Below are 17,662 nucleotides of genomic sequence, written 5' to 3'. Positions count from 1 at the left end.
CGGAGTTGATGTCACGGGCCGGTCCTCAGTTCCGGAAGGGGAACGCGTAGGTGTGCACCGCGACGTTCTCCCGCCCGTCGGTGTCACCGGCGTCGTCGGCGGCCCGGCCCCGTTCCTCGTAGCGGCGCAGCAGGGCGCGCATCTCGCCCACCAGTTCGGTGAGTTCGGGAGCGGTCAGCCGCATCATGGACTCGGACGACTCGTGGGCACTGGCCCAGGCGTCCTCCCAGGCGATGCGCTGGTCGAGGAAGCGCCGGTACATGTCGGCGCGCTGCTCGAAGAAGAGGCGGCTGGCCGCGGTGTGCGCGGCGGCCTTCTCGGGGGCGTCGCGGAAGTCCGCGTCCCGGATGCTCACGCCGTCGGAGGCGGGCTGCCACCAGCGTTCACGGCCGTCGGCACGCTGCGGCTCGGCCTCCTCGATGAGTCCGTGCTCGGCGAGCTTGCGCAGGTGGTAGCTGACGAGGGCGACGGCCTCGTCGATCTCGTCGGCGAGCTGCGATGCCGTGGCGACGCGGCGCAGGCTCAGCTCTCGGTAGAGCCTGCTGCGCAAGGGATGGGCGAGGGCCTTGAGCGTGCCCAGGTCGGTGATGCGGCGGTCTCTCTCTTTGCCTGCCATACGCCGACCGTAGGTACAAAAGAAAAGTTGCGCAATAAAAATTGCAGAACTCGCGTGAAGGGGGCCCACGCATCAGGATTTACGGGATTCAGCCCTGTGGGCGGCGCAGCCGGTGCGCCTGCAGCGCGAGGGTGAGTTCCACGAGGTCGGCCGGGCGGGTCAGGCTCCGGCCGGTGAGCTGCTCGCAGCGGCGCAGCCGGTTGAGGACGGTGTTGCGGTGGCAGTAGAGGCGAGTGGCGGCGCGCTGTGCGGAGCCGTCGCAGTCGAGCCAGGCGGTCAGGGTGTCGAGCAGCAGCGCCCGGTCGGCGGGCGGCAGTGTGCGCAGCGGGCCGAGGACACGGTCGACGAGGAGGCTGCCGAGCGCGGGGGCCCCGGCCACGAGGGCGGCGGGCAGCTCGTCGTCGAGGAGGACGGTGCCGCCGTCCGCGGGGCAGATCCGCAGCGCGGTCTCGGCGAGGCGCCGGGCGCCCCCGACGGCGGCGAGGCCTTCCACCGCGGAGCTGACGCCGACCCGCATACCGGTTCCGCTGCGGGTCAACGGCCGCCATCTCGCCGCGAGTTGCCGTACGTCGCTGTCGCCCAGGGCGACGATGCCGCGCTCGGCGTCGGGGCCCGGGTGCCACACGGTTGCGGACGCGTCGGTCACGGGCGCCGCACCCCGGCCGCCGGCCACGAGGACCACCGCGTACCGGCCGCGCTCGGGCAGGCCGAGCACCGCGGCGGCCTCGGGCAGGTCGGCGATGCGGGTGGCGCCGTCGAGCAGGGCCGCGGCCATCAGGCGGCGCCGGTTCTCGCGGCGCCAGGTCAGTTCGTGCTCCGCCCGGCGATAGGCCTCGGCGACGCAGGCGCAGTGCTCGTCGACGTAGTCGCGCACATCGGCGGCCAGATGGACGAGCAGGTGCGCGTCCCGCGGGTGGTGCCGGGTCACCTCGTCGACGAGCGCCTGCCAGACCAGCGCGCCGCCGAGCCGGAAGGCGTGCAGCAGGGCGTCGAGCGGGAGGCCGCGCGCCGCGCGTTCGGCGCCGATCCGGGTGGAGCAGGCGCGGGCGGCCTCGCGGGAGGGGGCGGGGTCGAGCAGCGAGGCGATGCTGTGCCGCAGCGAGCGCTGCACCTCCCGCCGTACGTCGCCGGGGTCGGCGTCGATCGCGGTCCGGTACGCCGGTTCCTTGGCGTGCAGTTCGGCGGTCAACCGGTCGGTGAGTACGGGGAGTTGACCCATGAGGGGCAGTGCCGCGCGGCGCAGCACGGCGACCGCGTCGGAGCCGGCGGGGGCGGTGGCGGTCCGGGGGCGGGGTCGGGGACGTACGAGGTGCGCGGGCATCACGGTCCTCCACGGGTCGGCTCGTGCCGGGGCGCGCCTGAGCCGCCCGGAGCCCGAAGAATGACATACCGTCTGGTCGGTCTCCAGCCCTCGGAGATAACGACACGGTGATGCGCACGAAGGGCGACCCGCGAGGACCGGAGGTTCGGACGGGATCGAGCGTGCGGCACGGCGCTCAAGAGTGCGCGACGGTGCCTTCCGCACGGTCCACAAGGCGGGCGAGTTCGACGCGGGAGCGGACGCCCAGCTGCGCGAAGACATTGCGCAGGTGGTGGTCGACGGTGCGCGGGCTCACCGACAGGCGCAGGGCGACCTCGCGGTTGGTGGCCCCCTCCGCGACACAGTGCGCGATACGCAGTTGTTGTGGCGTCAACTCGGCCAGCCTGCCCGGGGGTTCGCCGCACCTCGGGGCCTCTCCGGTGGCGCGCAGTTCGGCGGCCGTCCGTGCGGCCCAGACCGTGGCGCCGCACCGCTCGAAGGCGACCAGGGCATCTCGTAGCAGCACCCGGGCGTGGGCGGGCCGACGGGCGCGGCGCAGCCATTTGCCGTGCAGGTCGGCGGTGCGGGCCCGTTCGAAGTCGCCGCCCGTCCGGTCGTGGCGGGCCAGCGCCTCGGTGAAGCGGGCCTCCGCGCGGACCGGGTCGCCGGCCGCCAACAAAGCTTGGCAGCGCGCCAGTTGGGCCTGAGCCTGCGGATCGTACCCGCGCTCGGCCCACACCGCGAACTCCGCGACGGCGGCCCGCGCCCCGTCCGGGTCCCCGGCGAGCGCCGACGCCTCCACGAAGCACGGCACGGCGAGCATCCGCACCGCGAAGTGCCCGCGCCGCGGCCCCGGCCGCACGAGCGGGCCGAGCCGGGCCGCCGCCTCGGCCGCCCGGCCGCGGGCCAGGTCGGCGCGGGCCAGGGCCCACTGGGCGAGGGTGGCGGCCTGAACGAGGCCGTGCCGGGCGGCGATGTCCTGCGCGGCGCCCGCGTGCCGGGCGACGGTGTCGGCGGTGCTGTCGAGGGAGGCGACCAGAGCGAGGATCGCGTACTGGTGGGCGAGGACGTTGCGCTGCCCCGCGCCGCGCGCGGCCCGCAGCCCCTCCTCGGCATGGGCCCGCGCGCGGGCGTGCCGCCCGGCACGCAGTTCGCCGTACGCGAGCAGCTCCAGGGCCCGGGGCAGCTCGGGCCCCGCGTCGTGGGCGCGGGCGGCGGCGAGGGCCCGGCTGCCGAGGCGGCAGGCAGCCTCCACCTCTCCGGCGACGAGGGCAGCGGCACCGGCCCTCAGCAGGGCGTCAGGGGTGCCCGCCTCGGCCGCCTCGGCGACGACCCGGCGCAGCGCGGCCCGGCCGGCCGTGTAACGGTCGCCGAGGGCAGCGGCCATCCCGAGCCCGAACTCGCGGGCCCCGGCGGCCCCTGCCCGCGACTCCCCCACGGCTTCCCGGTACGCCTCGGCGTCCCCGAGCGCCCACGCCGCCTCCGCGGCGGCGAGCCGGGCGCCGAGCGCCTGCTCCTCCGGGCAGAGCCGGGCGGCCAGCAGGAGCGAGGCGCGGGCATCGGCCACCGGCCCGTCCCGTAGAGCGAGCAACCCGAGTACCAGGGCCGCGCTCCCCCGCACCTCGTCCGGCGGCATCAACTCGCCTACCTGGCCCAGTAGTTCGCGGGCGCGGTGCGGACGGCCCGCGAGGCGTGCCTGGTCCGCCGCGGCGACGAGCCGCTCCGCGCGGACCGCCGGGTCCGCGGTGAGGGCCGCCGCGTGGGCGAGGGCCGTGGCGCGCTCCCCGCGCGAGGAGCCCGACAGCTGGGCGGCGGCGGCCAGCTCGGCGCCGAGCCCGCTGTCCGGGTACGGCGTCGCGAGCGCCCGGTGCAGCAGACCCGCCGCCCGCTGCCGCTCCCCCGCGGCGGCCGCGGCCAGCAGGCCGTGCGCGGCCCTGCGGTGCGCGGGCGGGGCCGCCTCGTACACGGCACGCCTGCCGGGCAGCCGCAGCCGTCCGTCCGGGCACCGCTCCAGGCCCGCGCGCTCGGCGGCGTCCAGGGCGTCCGCGCCGCATCCGGCGGCCGCCGCGGCCCGCAGCACCAGGCCGCCGTCCACGCGCGGCCCCTCGGGGTCGCTCTCGTAGGCGGCTGCGGTCAGCAACAGGACATGTCTCACGGTCACTTAGGTCACCGTACGAAGGAACTGCCGCACGCGCAGCGCCGGTTGGGAACGGACCCAACCGGCGCCGGCCGACACTGTGCTCCCGCACAGTGCGTCAGAACGTCACGACGTATGCGGGCAGTTGCCCCGGTACTCCGCGATCGCGAGGCTCGCCGCGGGCAGCGGGCAGAGGAACTGCTCATAGCGGGTGTCGTCGTCGATGAAGCGCTTCAGCCACGAGATGCTGTACTTCGCGATCGTGGTGTTGGACGAGTTCGGCGTGAAGTGCGTGGCTCCCCTGAGCTCCAGGTACGCCTTGTCGAGCGAACTCGGCAAGCTCGTGTAGAACGGCTCGGAGTGGGTGGCGACCGGAGCGATGGTGTCACCGTCCGCGCCCACGACCAGGGTCGGCGTCCTGACCTCGGGCCAGGTCTTGTCGAGGTTCCAGCCGGTGAGCGGGATCGCGGCCTGCAGCGAAGGCCTGCTCTTGGCGGCTTCGAGGGTGCCACCGCCGCCCATGGAGTGCCCCATGACACCGAGCCTGCTGGTGTCGATGCGGCTGCGCACCGAGCTCGTCTGCGTCAAGTAGTCGAGCGCGGAGAGGAGTTGGCGCCCTCTGCTGTCGGGCTGGTCGAGCGTGGTGTTCGTGTCGATGGTGAAGACGACGAAGCCCTGCGAGGCCAGGCGCGGGCCCAGCCAGGCGATCGACGACTGGTACGCGGTGTAGCCCGGGGAGATCGCGATGGCCCCGAACGTGCCGTCGGCCGTGGACGACGGGTAGTAGATGGTGCCGCCGCCGAACCCGGAGACGCTCAGGGACGACACGGTGGTCTGCGAGACGGCGTACGAGCCGCGCGCCGCCTCGATGCTGGACACGGATGGGGCCGGCCCGCGCTCGTAGGGGTTGTCGGCGGCGGCCTGGGCGGTCGCGGCCTGTGAGGTGGCCAGGCCGCCGATCGCCAACAGGGCGGCAAGTCCCGTACGGATCAGGCGGGTTCGGGTTCGCATCTTCTGCACGATGCGGTCCTCTCGGGGGGGGTGGGTGACACCCGTCCCGGGGCGCCACCGTGGTCTCGGACGGGACCACGGTGGGGCTTGAGCCGTGTGGTGCGCATCGGCGAAATCACCGGTTCCGGCCGGTGGGCGTGCGCCGACCCGTCTGCCAAGTTCGCTTTGTTCGCGGCCGCGGCCCTGGTGGGGGCTGGTCGCGCAGTTCCCCGCGCCCCTGAGGTGCGCACTGCGTGCGCCACCTCATAGGCGCACGCAGTGCGCCTATCCCTGGGCTGCGGCGAAGCCGCATGCCTCAGGGGCGCGGGGAACTGCGCGAGAAGCCCCACCGGGCCGCGGCCGCGAACGAAACAACAACCCACAACGGCGCTGCGGCGTTACCGAACCGGGTAACCCGCCCCCCGCAACGACCCCTTGACCTCACCGATCCGCAGATCACCGAAGTGAAAGACGGACGCCGCGAGCACCGCGTCGGCCCCCGCCCCGACGGCCGGAGCAAAGTGCTCCAACCGCCCCGCGCCCCCCGACGCGATCACCGGGACGGACACGTGCTTGCGGACAGCTTCGATCATCTCGATGTCGTAGCCGTCCTTCGTCCCGTCCGCGTCCATCGAGTTGAGCAGGATCTCGCCCGCCCCCAACTCCGCGGCCCGGTGTGCCCATTCGATCGCGTCGATCCCGGCGGATCGGCGCCCGCCGTGCGTCGTGACCTCGAAGCCGCCCGACTCGGTGCGCCGCGCGTCCACGGACAGGACGAGCACCTGCCGACCGAACCGCTCCGCGATCTCCCGGATCAGCTCGGGCCGGGCGATGGCGGCGGTGTTCACGCCGACCTTGTCCGCACCGGCACGCAGCAGCTTGTCCACGTCGTCGGCGGTGCGCACGCCGCCGCCGACGGTGAGCGGGATGAAGACCTGCTCGGCGGTGCGGCGCACCACGTCGTACGTGGTCTCGCGGTTGCCGGAGGACGCGGTGATGTCCAGGAACGTCAGCTCGTCCGCGCCCTCGGCGTCGTACACCTTCGCCATCTCGACGGGGTCGCCCGCGTCGCGCAGGTTCTGGAAGTTGACGCCCTTGACGACGCGGCCGTTGTCGACGTCGAGGCAGGGAATGACCCGTACGGCGAGGCTCACAGTGCTTCTCCTGCTTGCGGTGCTTCTCCCGCTTGCGGTGCTTCTCCCGCTTGCGGGCGGAACGCCTCGACCTCCACCTCGACGACCAGGCTGGGGTCGACGAAGCCGGAGACGATGATCATGGACGCGGCGGGACGGACGGCGTCGAACAGCTCCTTGTGGGCGCGGCCCACGTCGTCCACGTCGCGGGCATGGGTGAGGTACATCCGGGTGCGCACCACGTGCTCACGGCCCAGGCCGATGGCCTCCAGCGCGTCGAAGGCGACCTGGAAGGCGTTCACCGTCTGCTCGTAGGGCGCGCCCGCGTCGATCACGCCGTTGACCACGGACGTGCAGCCGGACACCAGGACGAGCCCGTTCGGCAGTTCCACCGCACGCGAGTACCCGATGGTCTCCTCGAACGGGACGCCCGAGGCGTGCCGCCGCACCTCGCCGGAGGTCATACGGAGACCGCCGCCAGCGCGGCTTCCAGCGTGAACGCCTCGGCGTACAGCGCCTTGCCCACGATGGAGCCCTCGACGCCCAGCGGGACGAGCTCGGCGATGGCGCGCAGGTCGTCGAGGGAGGACACGCCGCCCGACGCGACGACCGGGCGGTCGGTGGCCGCGCACACGGTGCGCAGCAGCTCCAGGTTGGGGCCCTGGAGCGTGCCGTCCTTGGCGATGTCGGTGACGACGTAGCGGGCGCAGCCCTCGGAGTTGAGGCGCTCAAGGGTTTCGTAGAGGTCGCCGCCGTCGCGGGTCCAGCCGCGGCCGCGCAGCGTCGTACCGCGGACGTCGAGGCCGACCGCGATCTTGTCGCCGTGCTCGGCGATGACCTTGGCGACCCATTCGGGGGTCTCCAGGGCTGCGGTGCCGAGGTTGACGCGGGTGCAGCCGGTGGCGAGCGCGGCGGCGAAGGTGTCGTCGTCGCGGATGCCGCCGGAGAGCTCCACCTTGATGTCCATGGCTTCGGTGACCTCGCGGATCAGCGCGCGGTTGTCGCCGGTGCCGAACGCGGCGTCCAGGTCGACCAGGTGCAGCCACTCGGCGCCGGACTTCTGCCAGGCGAGGGCGGCCTCCAGCGGGGAGCCGTAGGAGGTCTCGCTGCCGGACTCGCCGTGCACGAGGCGGACGGCCTGCCCGTCGCGGACGTCGACGGCGGGGAGGAGTTCGAGCTTGTTCACACTGGTCACAGCGTTCCGATCCAGTTCTTCAGCAGCTGGGCTCCGGCGTCGCCGGACTTTTCGGGGTGGAACTGCGTGGCCCACAGTGCGCCGTTCTCCACGGCGGCCACGAACGGCTCGCCGTGTGTGGCCCAGGTGACCTGTGGGGCCCGGAGGTGCGGGTTGTGCACTTCCAGCTCCCAGTTCTGGACGGCGTAGGAGTGCACGAAGTAGTACCGCTCGTCGGCGTCGAGGCCGGCGAACAGGCGGCTTTCCTGCGGCGCACGGACGGTGTTCCAGCCCATGTGCGGCACGATGTCGGCCTTCAGCGGTTCGACGGCGCCGGGCCACTCGTCGAGGCCCTCGGTCTCGACTCCGTGCTCGATGCCGCGCGCGAAGAGGATCTGCATGCCGACGCAGATGCCCATGACCGGGCGGCCGCCGGCGAGCCTGCGGCCGACGATCCAGTTGCCGCGGGCCTCGGTGAGCCCCTTCATGCAGGCGGCGAACGCGCCGACGCCGGGCACGAGCAGCCCGTCGGCGTTCATCGCCTTGTCGTAGTCGCGGGTGATCTCGACGTCGGCGCCCGCGCGGGCGAGGGCGCGCTCGGCGGACCGGACGTTGCCGAAGCCGTAGTCGAAGACGACGACTTTCTTGTTCAGCGCAGAGGTCTTGCCTGAGGTCATGGCAGAGGTCTTGGCAGTGGTCATGGCAGCTGTCAGTTCCAGTAGTCGAGCCGCAGCACGCCCGCGACCAGGCACAAGGCGGCGCTGATCGAGAGCAGGGTGATGAGGCTCTTGCCCATGCCCTGCTTGGCGAACGAGTAGACGCCGCCGAGCAGGAACAGGCCGACGAGGATGAGGACGGTCGCGAGGCCGTTCATGACTAGAGGGCACCCTTCGTGGAGGGGAGGATGCCGGCGGCGCGCGGGTCGTGCTCTGACGCGTAGCGCAGGGCGCGGGCGAGGGCCTTGAACTGGCACTCCACGATGTGGTGCGCGTTGCGCCCGTACGGTACGTGGACGTGCAGGGCGATCTGCGCCTGCGCGACGAACGACTCCAGGATGTGCCGGGTCATCGTCGTGTCGTACTCGCCGATCATCGGCGCCATGTTCTCGGGCTCGGTGTGCACGAGGTAGGGGCGGCCCGAGAGGTCCACGGTGACCTGGGCGAGCGACTCGTCCAGCGGGACCGTGCAGTTGCCGAAGCGGTAGATGCCGACCTTGTCGCCGAGCGCCTGCTTGAAGGCGGCGCCGAGCGCGAGGGCGGTGTCCTCGATGGTGTGGTGCGAGTCGATGTGCAGGTCGCCCTCGGTCTTGACCGTGAGGTCGAAGAGGCCGTGGCGGCCGAGCTGGTCGAGCATGTGGTCGTAGAAGCCGACGCCTGTCGACACGGCCACCTCGCCCTTGCCGTCGAGGTCGATCTCGACGAGGACCGAGGTCTCCTTGGTCGTCCGCTCCACGCGTCCGATGCGGCTCATGCGCCACGCTCCTGAGTGTTCATTTGGGCCTTCTTCACTTCGCGGGCCGCGTCCAGGAACGCGTCGTTCTCTTCGGGGGTGCCGACGGACACCCGCAGCCGTCCCGGCACTCCGTTGTCACGGATGAGGACACCGCGGTCGAGGACGAACTGCCAGACGGCGTGCGGGTCTTCGAAGATCCCGAACTGGATGAAGTTGGCGTCGGCGACGGTGACGTCGAAGCCGAGCGCCTCCAACTCGGCGACCACGCGGTCCCGTTCGTCCTTCAGCTGCTCGACGTAGCCGAGCAGGGTGTCGGTGTACTCCAGGGCGGCGAGCGCCGTGGCCTGGTTGACGGCCGACAAGTGGTAGGGCAGGCGCACCAGTTGGACGGCGTCGACCACGGCGGGGTCGGCGGCGAGGTAGCCGAGCCGCAGCCCGGCCGCGCCGAACGCCTTCGACATCGTCCGCGAGATGACGAGGTTCGGGCGTCCTTCGATCAGCGGCAGCAGCGAGTCGCCGTGGCTGAACTCGGTGTAGGCCTCGTCGACGATCACCATGGCGTCCCGGCCGGCCGCCTCGTACAGCGCGAGGACGTCCTCGGCCGCGACCGCGTTGCCGGTGGGGTTGTTGGGGCTGGTGATGAAGACGACGTGCGGCTTGTGCGTCCGGATCGCCTCGATCGCGGCCGGCACGTCGAGCGAGAAGTCCGCGGTGCGCGGGGCGCTGATCCAGCCGGTGTTCGTGCCGCGGGCGAGCAGCGGGTGCATCGAGTACGAGGGCTCGAAGCCGAGGGCGGTGCGGCCGGGGCCGCCGAACGCCTGGAGCAGCTGCTGGAGGACCTCGTTCGACCCGTTGGCCGCCCACACCTGCTCGAAGCCGACCTCGTGGCCGGTGGTGCGGGTGAGGTACTTCGCCAGCTCGGTCCGGAGCTCGACCGCCTCCCGGTCCGGGTAGCGGTTGAGGTTCCGGGCGGCCTCGGCGACGCGCTCGGCGATCCGCGCTACGAGCGGCTCGGGCAGCGGGTACGGGTTCTCGTTCGTGTTCAGCCGGACGGGCACGTCCAACTGGGGCGCTCCGTAAGGGGACTTGCCGCGCAGCTCGTCCCGTACGGGGAGGTCGTCGATGCCGGTCACGAGGTCTTCGGAACCTTCCACTCGAAGCGGGCCTTGAGCGCCGCACCGTGCGCGGGCAGGTCCTCGGCCTCGGCGAGCGTCACCACGTGGCGGGTGATCTCGGCGAGTGCGTCCTTCGTGTAGTCCACGACGTGGATGCCGCGCAGGAAGGACTGGACCGACAGGCCGGAGGAGTGGCAGGCACAGCCGCCGGTCGGCAGGACGTGGTTCGATCCGGCGGCGTAGTCGCCGAGGGAGACGGGGGACCACGGGCCGACGAACACGGCTCCCGCGTTCCGCACCTTCGCGGCCACGGCGGCCGCGTCGGCGGTCTGGATCTCCAGGTGCTCGGCCCCGTAGGCGTTGACGACGGCGAGGCCGTCCTCGACGGAGTCGACGAGGACGATCGCGGACTGCTTGCCGCTCAGGGCGGGGACGATCCGCTCGTCGCGGTGCTTGCTGACCGCGACCTGCGCGTCCAGCTCCTTGGCCACCCCGTCGGCGAGCTCCTCGGAGTCGGTGACCAGGACGGAAGCGGCCAGCGGGTCGTGCTCGGCCTGGCTGATCAGGTCGGCGGCGACGTGCACCGGGTCCGCGCCGGCGTCGGCGAGGACGGCGATCTCGGTCGGTCCGGCCTCGGAGTCGATGCCGATGACGCCGGTGAAGTAGCGCTTGGCGGCGGCGACCCAGATGTTGCCGGGGCCCATCACCATCGGTGCGGACGGGCAGGACTCGGTGCCGTACGCGAACATCGCCACGGCGGTGGCGCCGCCGGCCGCGTACACCTCGTCGACGCCGAGCAGGGCGCAGGCGGCGAGGATCGTCGGGTGCGGCAGGCCGCCGAACTCCTTCTGCGCCGGGGAGGCGAGCGCGATCGAGGGGACGCCGGCCTCCTGGGCAGGGACCACGTCCATGATCACGGAGGACGGGTAGACGGACCGGCCGCCGGGCGCGTAGAGCCCGACGCGGTCCACCGGCACCCACCTCTCGGTGACCGTGCCGCCGGGCACGACCTGCGTGGTCTCGGTGGTACGACGCTGGGCGCGGTGGACGATCCGGGCCCGCCGGATGGACTCCTCCAGGGCGGCGCGGATCTCGGGGTCCAGGGTCCGCAGGGCCTCGGTGATGGCCTCGACCGGCACCCGCACGTCCCTCAGCGCGACCCCGTCGAACTTCTCCGCGTAGTCGATCAGCGCCGCGTCGCCACGATGATGCACGTCCTCACAGATCGGCCGCACCTTCTCCAGGGCGGCCGTGACGTCGAAGTCGGCACGGGGCAGCAGCGAGCGCAGGGCCTGGCCCTCGGGGAGGGTGGCGCCGCGCAGATCGATTCGAGAGATCACGGATCAATTCTCTCAGACGCCGCTTCGCCGTCGGTGGCCCGTATCAATGACTGATACGTGTCCGGTTTCGGCCGTTGTTCCGGCACCGGAAGACGACCTTCACCGTTAGCGTTCAGACGGTCACTCAGCGGGCATGAACGGTTGTACGAAACCCACGAGTAGCAGGTGGCCAAGGTGACCGGGGGCCGCATGAGTCGTCGGGGTTGCACGGGTGGCGCGGGTTGTCTGAGTTGCGTGCGTTACATGGATGGCATGAGGTGCATGGATTGCATGAGGTGCACGGATGGCACGAGGTGCATGAGTTGCGCGGGCTTCACGGGGAGGAAGAACAGTCGTGGTCGACGTGACGACCGGCAGCGGCAGCGGAGACGTGCCGGACGGGCTGAGCGCCGCGGAAGTGGGCATGTGGCTGGCATTTCGCAACGGCACTGTCCTCGACCTGCGCAGCGGGAACTCGGCGGTGGACGATCCGCACGGCGGCCACGCCTGGGGACCCGAGCGCAGCGTACGGGCGCGGATCGTGGCCTGGCTGCTGCTCGACGGGCCGCCCGCCCTCTCCGGCCGGGTCTCGTCCCTCAAGCTCCAAGGCGTGCAGATCACGGACGTGCTCGACCTCGCGGGCGGCACGATCGTCCCGTACCTCGAACTGAAGCAGTGCCGTTTCGAGAAGGAGGTGCTGCTGCCGGAGGCGCACTTCACGACGGTCCGGATCGTCGACTGTTCGGTGCCGCGTCTGGAGGGCGCCCGGGTGCACACCGAGGGCGATCTGCATCTGACGCGCTGCCGGTTCCACAACGGTGTCCGCCTGACCGACGCCCACATCGGCACCGACCTCCTGCTCAACCAGGCCGTCGTGTTCCGCGACCGGCTCGGCAAATCACTGATGGCGGACGGTCTGTCCGTCGGGCAGGACCTGCAGGCCGAGATGGTGCAGACGCACGGCGAGGTCAGCCTGCGCGGCGCCACGGTCGGCGTCTCGCTCTCGCTGCGCGGCAGCCAGTTGAGCAACACCCGGGGGCGGCACGCCCTGAACGCCCCGCAGATGACGGTCGAGCGCACGCTGTACCTGACCCCTGCGGGCCTCGGCAATCCGTTCCAGACCAGCGGCGCCACGCCCGCGCGCGGCACCCGCGTACAGCGCTTCGCCTGCGTGGGCGGCGTCCGGCTCGACGACGGGCGGTTCGGCGACGCGGTCGACCTGGACTCGGCGCGCTTCACGCTCGAGCACGACCAGGAGATCTCGCTGCGCCGTATCCAAACCCCTGAGCTGCGCTTTCTCGGCGAGAAGCCGCTGCGTGGACGGGTCGTGCTGTCCGGCGCGAAGATCGTCAATCTGGTCGACAAGGCGGCGGGCTGGCCCGGCCCCGGCCAGCTGCGCATGGGCGGATTCACGTACGAGAACCTGATCCCGTTCGGCCCTTTCCCGCTCGCCCAGCGCCTCGACTGGCTCGCCGCGGCGACACCCGAGTACAACCCGGAGCCGTACGAACGGCTCGCCACGGTGCTGCGCAACAGCGGCGAGGACGCCGACGCCCGCGAAGTGCTCCTCGCCAAGCAGCGGCGCCGCCGCGAGACGCTGCCGCCGGCGGCGAAGGTGTGGGGCTACCTCCAGGACTGGACGGTCGCCTACGGGTACCGGCCGGGCCGGGCCGCGGTCTGGATGGCGGTGCTCTGGGCGGTCGGCTCGTTCGCCTTCAGATACGCCTCCCATCCGCCGATCCAGCGGGGGCAGGGCCCGCACTGGGACTCGGCCCTGTTCGCCCTCGATCTCCTCCTGCCCGTGATCGACCTCGGCCAGTCCAGCAGCTGGCAGCTACAAGGGGGCTGGCAGTGGGCGGCCGCGATCATGGTGATACTCGGCTGGATCCTGGCGACGACGGTGGCGGCGGGCGCGACACGGCTGCTGCGCCGCAACTAGACACCGGCAACCAGGGACCGGCAACCAGGGACCGGGACCGACCGGCCGAAACCTTTACCGCCCGCCAGGCAACCTTCGGCCCTCTTCAGCCGTCATCCCAGCGCAGTCCCTGTTTTCGTACGTAGACACACAGCCACACAGCCACACAGACACGTAGAGGAGGCCCCCGTGCCCTTCCTGCGTGCCTTCATCCGGACCGCCCGCATGATCCGCCACATCGGAGCCCTGGGCGCGGGCCTGCCGCCGGACGACGATGTCCTGCTCGACGCCCCGGACGAGCGCCTGGCCCCCGCTCTCGTCGCCGCCGGGGGCGGGGAGTACGGCCCGGCCGCCAAGGTCCTCGCCCACACCCGCGAGGCGGCCGAGTGGGAGAACCGCGACCGTTACGTACTGCGCCTCGCCGCGTTCGCCGCCTCCCGCACGGAGTGGTTCGAGTCCTGGCAGGCGGCGTCCCCGCACGATCCGGACCTGCTCCTCGTCAAGGCCGAGCTGGCGGTGGGCCGGGCCTTCGACTCACCGGCCCGCGCCGAGCTGCTCCGCGACGTCACCCCGCTGATCCTGGCCGCCGCCGATGCCGACCCGGGTGACCCGGTCCCCTGGCGCGTGGCCCTGGACCACGCCCGCGGCACCAACGCCCCGCATGCCGTCTTCACGGAGGTGTGGGCCGAGGCGGTACGCCGCTCACCGCACCACTACGGCTGCCACGTCGCGGCGCTGCGCTACTTGTCGGCCGCCTGGTACGGCTCGCACACCGAGTGCTTCGACTTCGCCGAGCGCGCCGCCAAGGACGCCCTGCCCGGTTCCCTCCTGCAGGCGCTGCCGGCCCGCGCGGCCCTGGCGTACCTGACGACGCGGGCCCCGCAGGGCATCCCGCGGGCCCGCCTCGACGCGGCCGCCGACCTTGCGATCGGGCTCTCCCGCACGTACGGGACGGCCGACCCCTGGCCCGCCGAGGTGCGCAATCTGCTGGCCTGCGTGCTGATCGAGATGGAGCGCTGGCAAGACGCCCTGGAGCAGTTCCGGCTGCTCGGCCCGTACGCGACGTCGTTCCCCTGGGACCGGCTCTCGGACGATCCGCTCGGCCGGTTCCTGGAGCTGCGGGACGGGGCGCGCCTCGAGGTCGCGGCCGCGCTGCCACTGCGCGGCGGGCCGGGCGGCTCCGACGCCCATTAGGCTTGAGCGTCGTGACCACCGTCCGGCTTCCGCTCTTCCCGCTCAACTCGGTGCTGTTCCCGGGACTCGTCCTCCCGCTGAACGTCTTCGAGGAGCGTTACCGCGCCCTGATGCGCGACCTGCTGAAGGCATTTCCTGCCGACCCGACCGACCCCGACTCCGATCCGGCCGTCTCGGACGAGCCGCGCCAGTTCGTCGTCGTCGCGATCCGCGACGGCCACGAGGTCGCGCCGGCGTCGTCCGGCATGCCGGACGACATCACCACCAAGGAAGCGGGCTCGGGCCCCGCGGCCGGCTTCGGCGACGACCCCCTGGCGTCCTTCCACGCGACGGGCTGCATCGCGGACGCGGCGACCATCCGCGAGCGCGCCGACGGCAGCTTCGAGGTGCTGGCCACCGGCACCCGCCGGGTGAAGCTGCACTCGGTGGACGCCTCGGGTCCCTATCTGACCGCCGCGGTCGAGGAGCTGCCCGAGGAGGACGGCGACGAGGCGGGCGCCCTCGCGGAGGGTGTGCTGCGCGCGTTCCGCTCGTACCAGAAGCGGCTTGCCGGTGCCCGTGAGCGGTCCCTGGCGACGGGCGCGGAGCTGCCCGACGAGCCGTCGGTGGTGTCGTATCTGGTGGCGGCGGCCGCGGTGCTGGACGTGCCGACCAAGCAGCGCCTGCTCCAGGCGCCGGACGCGGCGTCCCGGCTGCGCGACGAGCTGAAGCTGCTGCGCGCCGAGACGGCGATCATCCGGCATCTCCCGTCGCTGCCCGCGACAGAGCTGACGAGACAAGCGACCAGCCTCAACTGACGGTAGGGACAGGCACGTTGGCGAAGAAGGCCAAGAAGCAACAGCAGCAGTCCGCAGGGACGCCCGCGACGGTGGCGCTCACCGCCGCCGGGACGGCCTTCACGGTCCACGCCTACGACCACGACCCCGCCCACCCCTCGTACGGTGAGGAGGCGGCCGAGGCGATGGGCGTCTCCCCCGACCGGGTCTTCAAGACGCTCGTCGCGGACGTCGACGGCAGGCTGACCGTCGCGGTCGTCCCGGTGGCGGGTCAGCTCGACCTCAAGGCGCTGGCCGCCGCGGTCGGCGGCAAGCGCGCCGCCATGGCCGACCCGGCGCTCGCCGAGCGCACCACCGGCTATGTGCGGGGCGGGATCTCGCCGCTGGGCCAGCGCAAGAAGCTGCCCACGGTCGTCGACTCCTCGGCCGGCCTGCACGCGACGATCTGCGTCTCCGCGGGGCGCCGCGGCCTCGAAGTCGAGCTGGCGCCGAGCGACTTGGCGGCGCTCACCGATGCCGTACTCGCTCCCGTCGGACGTGCGTGACCTCTCGACGCGGCGGGCCGCTTCGGCTAAGCACCAAGGACATGTCGAAGAAGACGCGCAAGCGCAAGTGGCGGATCAAGAAGGGCAAGGCCAACCACGGGCACCGGCCCGCCTGACGATCAGCGACAGCGCCCCGGAACGCGATGGCCACGGAGGCCGCGTTCCGGGGTGACAGCCCTCCTGCCGAACCCTTGACACCGCTGTCGGCGGTATCGCACTGTCACCTCACCGCTGGACATCCCACGTCCTACCTATCGACGCTCTACCTATCAACGTTCCACTGCCGACGTCCTACCTGTCGTCGTCGCCGCCACTCGCACCAGGAGACCACCGCCATGACTCTCCGCACCCCCTTCCCCGCCCCGTTCCGCGGCGTCGTCCCGCCCCTGGTCACGCCGCTCACGCCGGGGGGCGAGGTGGATGTCGCGTCGGTGCGCCGCCTGGTCGGACACCTCATCGACGCCGGGGTGCACGGCCTCTTCCTGCTGGGCTCCAGTGGCGAGGCGCCGTACCTCACGGACCTCCAGCGGCGCACCGCGCTGGAGGCCGCGGTGGAGGCGGCGGCCGGGCGGGTCCCAGTGCTCGCGGGCGTCATCGAGACGACGACCGCGCGGGTCCTGGACCGGGCGGAGGATGCGGTGAAGGCGGGCGCGGACGCACTCGTGGCGACCGCGCCGTTCTACACGCGCACCCACCCGGCCGAGATCGCCGACCACTTCCGGCGGCTGCGCGCCGGCACGGAGCTGCCCGTGTTCGCGTACGACATCCCGTCCGCGGTGCACAGCAAGTTGAGCCGCGACACGATCCTCGCCCTGGCCGCCGACGGCACGCTCACCGGGCTCAAGGACTCCAGCGGCGACGAGGGCTCCCTGCGCCGCCTGCTCGCCCCGCTGCGCGCGGCCGCGCCCGCCTTCACCGTGCTCACCGGTTCCGAACTCACGGTGGACGGCGCCCTGCTGGCCGGCGTCGACGGCGTCGTCCCGGGCCTCGGCAATGTGGACGCCCACGGTTACGTACGTCTCTACGAAGCCGCCCGGGCCGGCGACTGGGACACCGCACGGCGCGAACAGGACCGGCTCACCGCGCTGTTCGCGATCGTGGACGCCGGTGACCCGGCCCGGATGGGCGGCTCGTCCTCGGCGCTCGGCGCGTTCAAGGCGGCCGTCCATCTGCAGGGCATCATCGACTGCCCCGCGACCGCGGCGCCCCAGGTCCCGCTGAGCAAGGCCGAGTTCACCTACGTACGCCGCCTGCTGACCGAGGCGGGTCTGCTGTAGCTCCCGGACCGCTCTCAGGCTCCGGGCGCGCCCTCCACGTTCCGCGGCGGGTGATCGTAGTAACCGGCGTACGGGTCGGGGTCCCTCGGCCCGAACAGGCCGGTGAGCCCGAGGTGGACCACCATCGCGGCCAGCGGCCACGCGAGCAGCGCCCCCTTGGCCTTGAGCTCCAGGGGCGCGTCGAACACGACCCCCTTGCCGACCTCCTTGGCGTGCGCGGCGACGTCCTGCGCGGGGCCGAGCCAGACCCCGAACCGCCAGGCGATCACCCCGCCGAGCAGGCTGCCGAGGGCGAGCCCCACGACCAGGGGGATCCCCCCGCGCTTGCGCCACAGAAAGACGACGGCCGCGGTCACGGCGCCGAAGGCGAGACCGAGCAGGGTGAACGTTCCGTCGACCCCGATGGCCTGCTCGCCCTCGGTGTCCTTGAGGTAGACCGCCGTACTGTCCGACACGAGCGGGATCCGCGGCGCGAGCCACAGCCACAGCGCTCCGAGCAGCAGGCCGACGACGGCGACGCCCACCGTCACGACGGCGGCCTCGCGCAACTCGGTGCGCAGTCCGGGCCCCTCGTCCTGGGGAGAGGGCGGCACGGGAGGCAGATGTCCGGTCATCGGGTCGGGGGCCTGCCACGGGTCACTGTGCCCGTTGTTGTGCGGGGGCTGATGGGGCGGCGGCGTCAGCGGTGCGGTCACACTGCCATCGTGCCAGGCGTC

General features: G+C 72.4%; 18 protein-coding genes. 5 read left to right on the top strand and 13 right to left on the bottom strand.

Annotated elements, in window-relative coordinates:
• Positions 1-25 precede the first annotated feature (25 nt).
• From ACIREE_RS16180 to hisD, 12 genes are all read right to left on the bottom strand, one after another.
• A complete protein-coding gene (locus tag ACIREE_RS16180; RefSeq protein ID WP_404151574.1) occupies positions 26-616 on the bottom strand; it encodes an ArsR/SmtB family transcription factor in 591 nt (196 codons plus the stop codon).
• An 88-nt stretch (positions 617-704) separates the two neighbouring features.
• Positions 705-1,937: a PucR family transcriptional regulator gene (locus ACIREE_RS16175; RefSeq protein WP_404151571.1), complete on the bottom strand. Its 1,233-nt coding sequence runs from the start codon at positions 1,935-1,937 to the stop codon at positions 705-707.
• A gap of 175 nt (positions 1,938-2,112) precedes the next feature.
• Entirely contained in the window at positions 2,113-4,077 is a 1,965-nt protein-coding gene (locus ACIREE_RS16170) for a LuxR C-terminal-related transcriptional regulator (RefSeq protein WP_404151568.1), read from the bottom strand.
• Positions 4,078-4,179: 102 nt separating this feature from the next.
• Positions 4,180-5,064, bottom strand: a complete 885-nt coding sequence (locus ACIREE_RS16165) for an alpha/beta hydrolase family protein (protein ID WP_404151566.1) — start codon at positions 5,062-5,064, stop codon at positions 4,180-4,182.
• A 377-nt stretch (positions 5,065-5,441) separates the two neighbouring features.
• On the bottom strand, positions 5,442-6,197 hold the full coding sequence (gene hisF, locus ACIREE_RS16160) for an imidazole glycerol phosphate synthase subunit HisF (protein ID WP_404151563.1): 756 nt from the start codon (positions 6,195-6,197) through the stop codon (positions 5,442-5,444).
• A complete protein-coding gene (locus ACIREE_RS16155) occupies positions 6,194-6,640 on the bottom strand; it encodes a RidA family protein (protein WP_404151560.1) in 447 nt (148 codons plus the stop codon). Before ACIREE_RS16155 ends, hisF begins: the two co-directional genes overlap by 4 nt.
• On the bottom strand, positions 6,637-7,362 hold the full coding sequence (gene priA / locus ACIREE_RS16150) for a bifunctional 1-(5-phosphoribosyl)-5-((5-phosphoribosylamino)methylideneamino)imidazole-4-carboxamide isomerase/phosphoribosylanthranilate isomerase PriA (protein ID WP_404152303.1): 726 nt from the start codon (positions 7,360-7,362) through the stop codon (positions 6,637-6,639). Before priA ends, ACIREE_RS16155 begins: the two co-directional genes overlap by 4 nt.
• A 5-nt stretch (positions 7,363-7,367) precedes the next feature.
• Positions 7,368-8,051: an imidazole glycerol phosphate synthase subunit HisH gene (gene hisH / locus ACIREE_RS16145; RefSeq protein WP_404151557.1), complete on the bottom strand. Its 684-nt coding sequence runs from the start codon at positions 8,049-8,051 to the stop codon at positions 7,368-7,370.
• A gap of 8 nt (positions 8,052-8,059) precedes the next feature.
• Complete coding sequence (locus ACIREE_RS16140; RefSeq protein WP_404151554.1) at positions 8,060-8,224, bottom strand: hypothetical protein; 165 nt, start codon at positions 8,222-8,224, stop codon at positions 8,060-8,062.
• Positions 8,225-8,226: 2 nt separating this feature from the next.
• On the bottom strand, positions 8,227-8,820 hold the full coding sequence (gene hisB, locus ACIREE_RS16135) for an imidazoleglycerol-phosphate dehydratase HisB (RefSeq protein WP_404151552.1): 594 nt from the start codon (positions 8,818-8,820) through the stop codon (positions 8,227-8,229).
• A complete protein-coding gene (locus tag ACIREE_RS16130; RefSeq protein WP_404151550.1) occupies positions 8,817-9,935 on the bottom strand; it encodes a histidinol-phosphate transaminase in 1,119 nt (372 codons plus the stop codon). The genes hisB and ACIREE_RS16130 overlap by 4 nt, the downstream gene beginning before the upstream one ends.
• Positions 9,932-11,257 (bottom strand): histidinol dehydrogenase, encoded by a 1,326-nt coding sequence (gene hisD / locus ACIREE_RS16125; protein ID WP_404151547.1) that lies wholly within the window; start codon positions 11,255-11,257, stop codon positions 9,932-9,934. The genes ACIREE_RS16130 and hisD overlap by 4 nt, the downstream gene beginning before the upstream one ends.
• Positions 11,258-11,660: 403 nt before the next feature.
• Here hisD and ACIREE_RS16120 point away from each other — a divergent pair, with 403 nt between their 5' ends.
• The 5 genes from ACIREE_RS16120 (at position 11,661) to ACIREE_RS16100 (ending at position 16,946) form a co-directional block, all read left to right on the top strand.
• Positions 11,661-13,175, top strand: a complete 1,515-nt coding sequence (locus tag ACIREE_RS16120) for an oxidoreductase (protein ID WP_404152300.1) — start codon at positions 11,661-11,663, stop codon at positions 13,173-13,175.
• Positions 13,176-13,343: 168 nt separating this feature from the next.
• Positions 13,344-14,348, top strand: a complete 1,005-nt coding sequence (locus ACIREE_RS16115; protein ID WP_404151545.1) for a hypothetical protein — start codon at positions 13,344-13,346, stop codon at positions 14,346-14,348.
• Positions 14,349-14,359: 11 nt separating this feature from the next.
• Positions 14,360-15,145, top strand: coding sequence for an LON peptidase substrate-binding domain-containing protein (locus tag ACIREE_RS16110; protein WP_404151542.1), 786 nt, complete (start codon positions 14,360-14,362; stop codon positions 15,143-15,145).
• 17 nt (positions 15,146-15,162) lie between these two features.
• Entirely contained in the window at positions 15,163-15,669 is a 507-nt protein-coding gene (ybaK, locus tag ACIREE_RS16105; protein WP_404151540.1) for a Cys-tRNA(Pro) deacylase, read from the top strand.
• A 335-nt stretch (positions 15,670-16,004) separates the two neighbouring features.
• Positions 16,005-16,946: a dihydrodipicolinate synthase family protein gene (locus tag ACIREE_RS16100; protein WP_404151536.1), complete on the top strand. Its 942-nt coding sequence runs from the start codon at positions 16,005-16,007 to the stop codon at positions 16,944-16,946.
• 14 nt (positions 16,947-16,960) lie between these two features.
• Here ACIREE_RS16100 and ACIREE_RS16095 read toward each other — a convergent pair whose 3' ends face one another.
• Complete coding sequence (locus ACIREE_RS16095; RefSeq protein ID WP_404151533.1) at positions 16,961-17,641, bottom strand: DUF2567 domain-containing protein; 681 nt, start codon at positions 17,639-17,641, stop codon at positions 16,961-16,963.
• Between the last annotated feature and the right edge of the window lie 21 nt (positions 17,642-17,662).

This window comes from Streptomyces sp. NPDC102467 (genome assembly GCF_044765445.1).
In the GTDB taxonomy this organism is placed as follows: Bacteria; Actinomycetota; Actinomycetes; order Streptomycetales; family Streptomycetaceae; genus Streptomyces.
The sequence above is the reverse complement of the archived record's forward strand: the minus strand, read 5'-3'. Positions and strand labels throughout refer to the sequence as shown.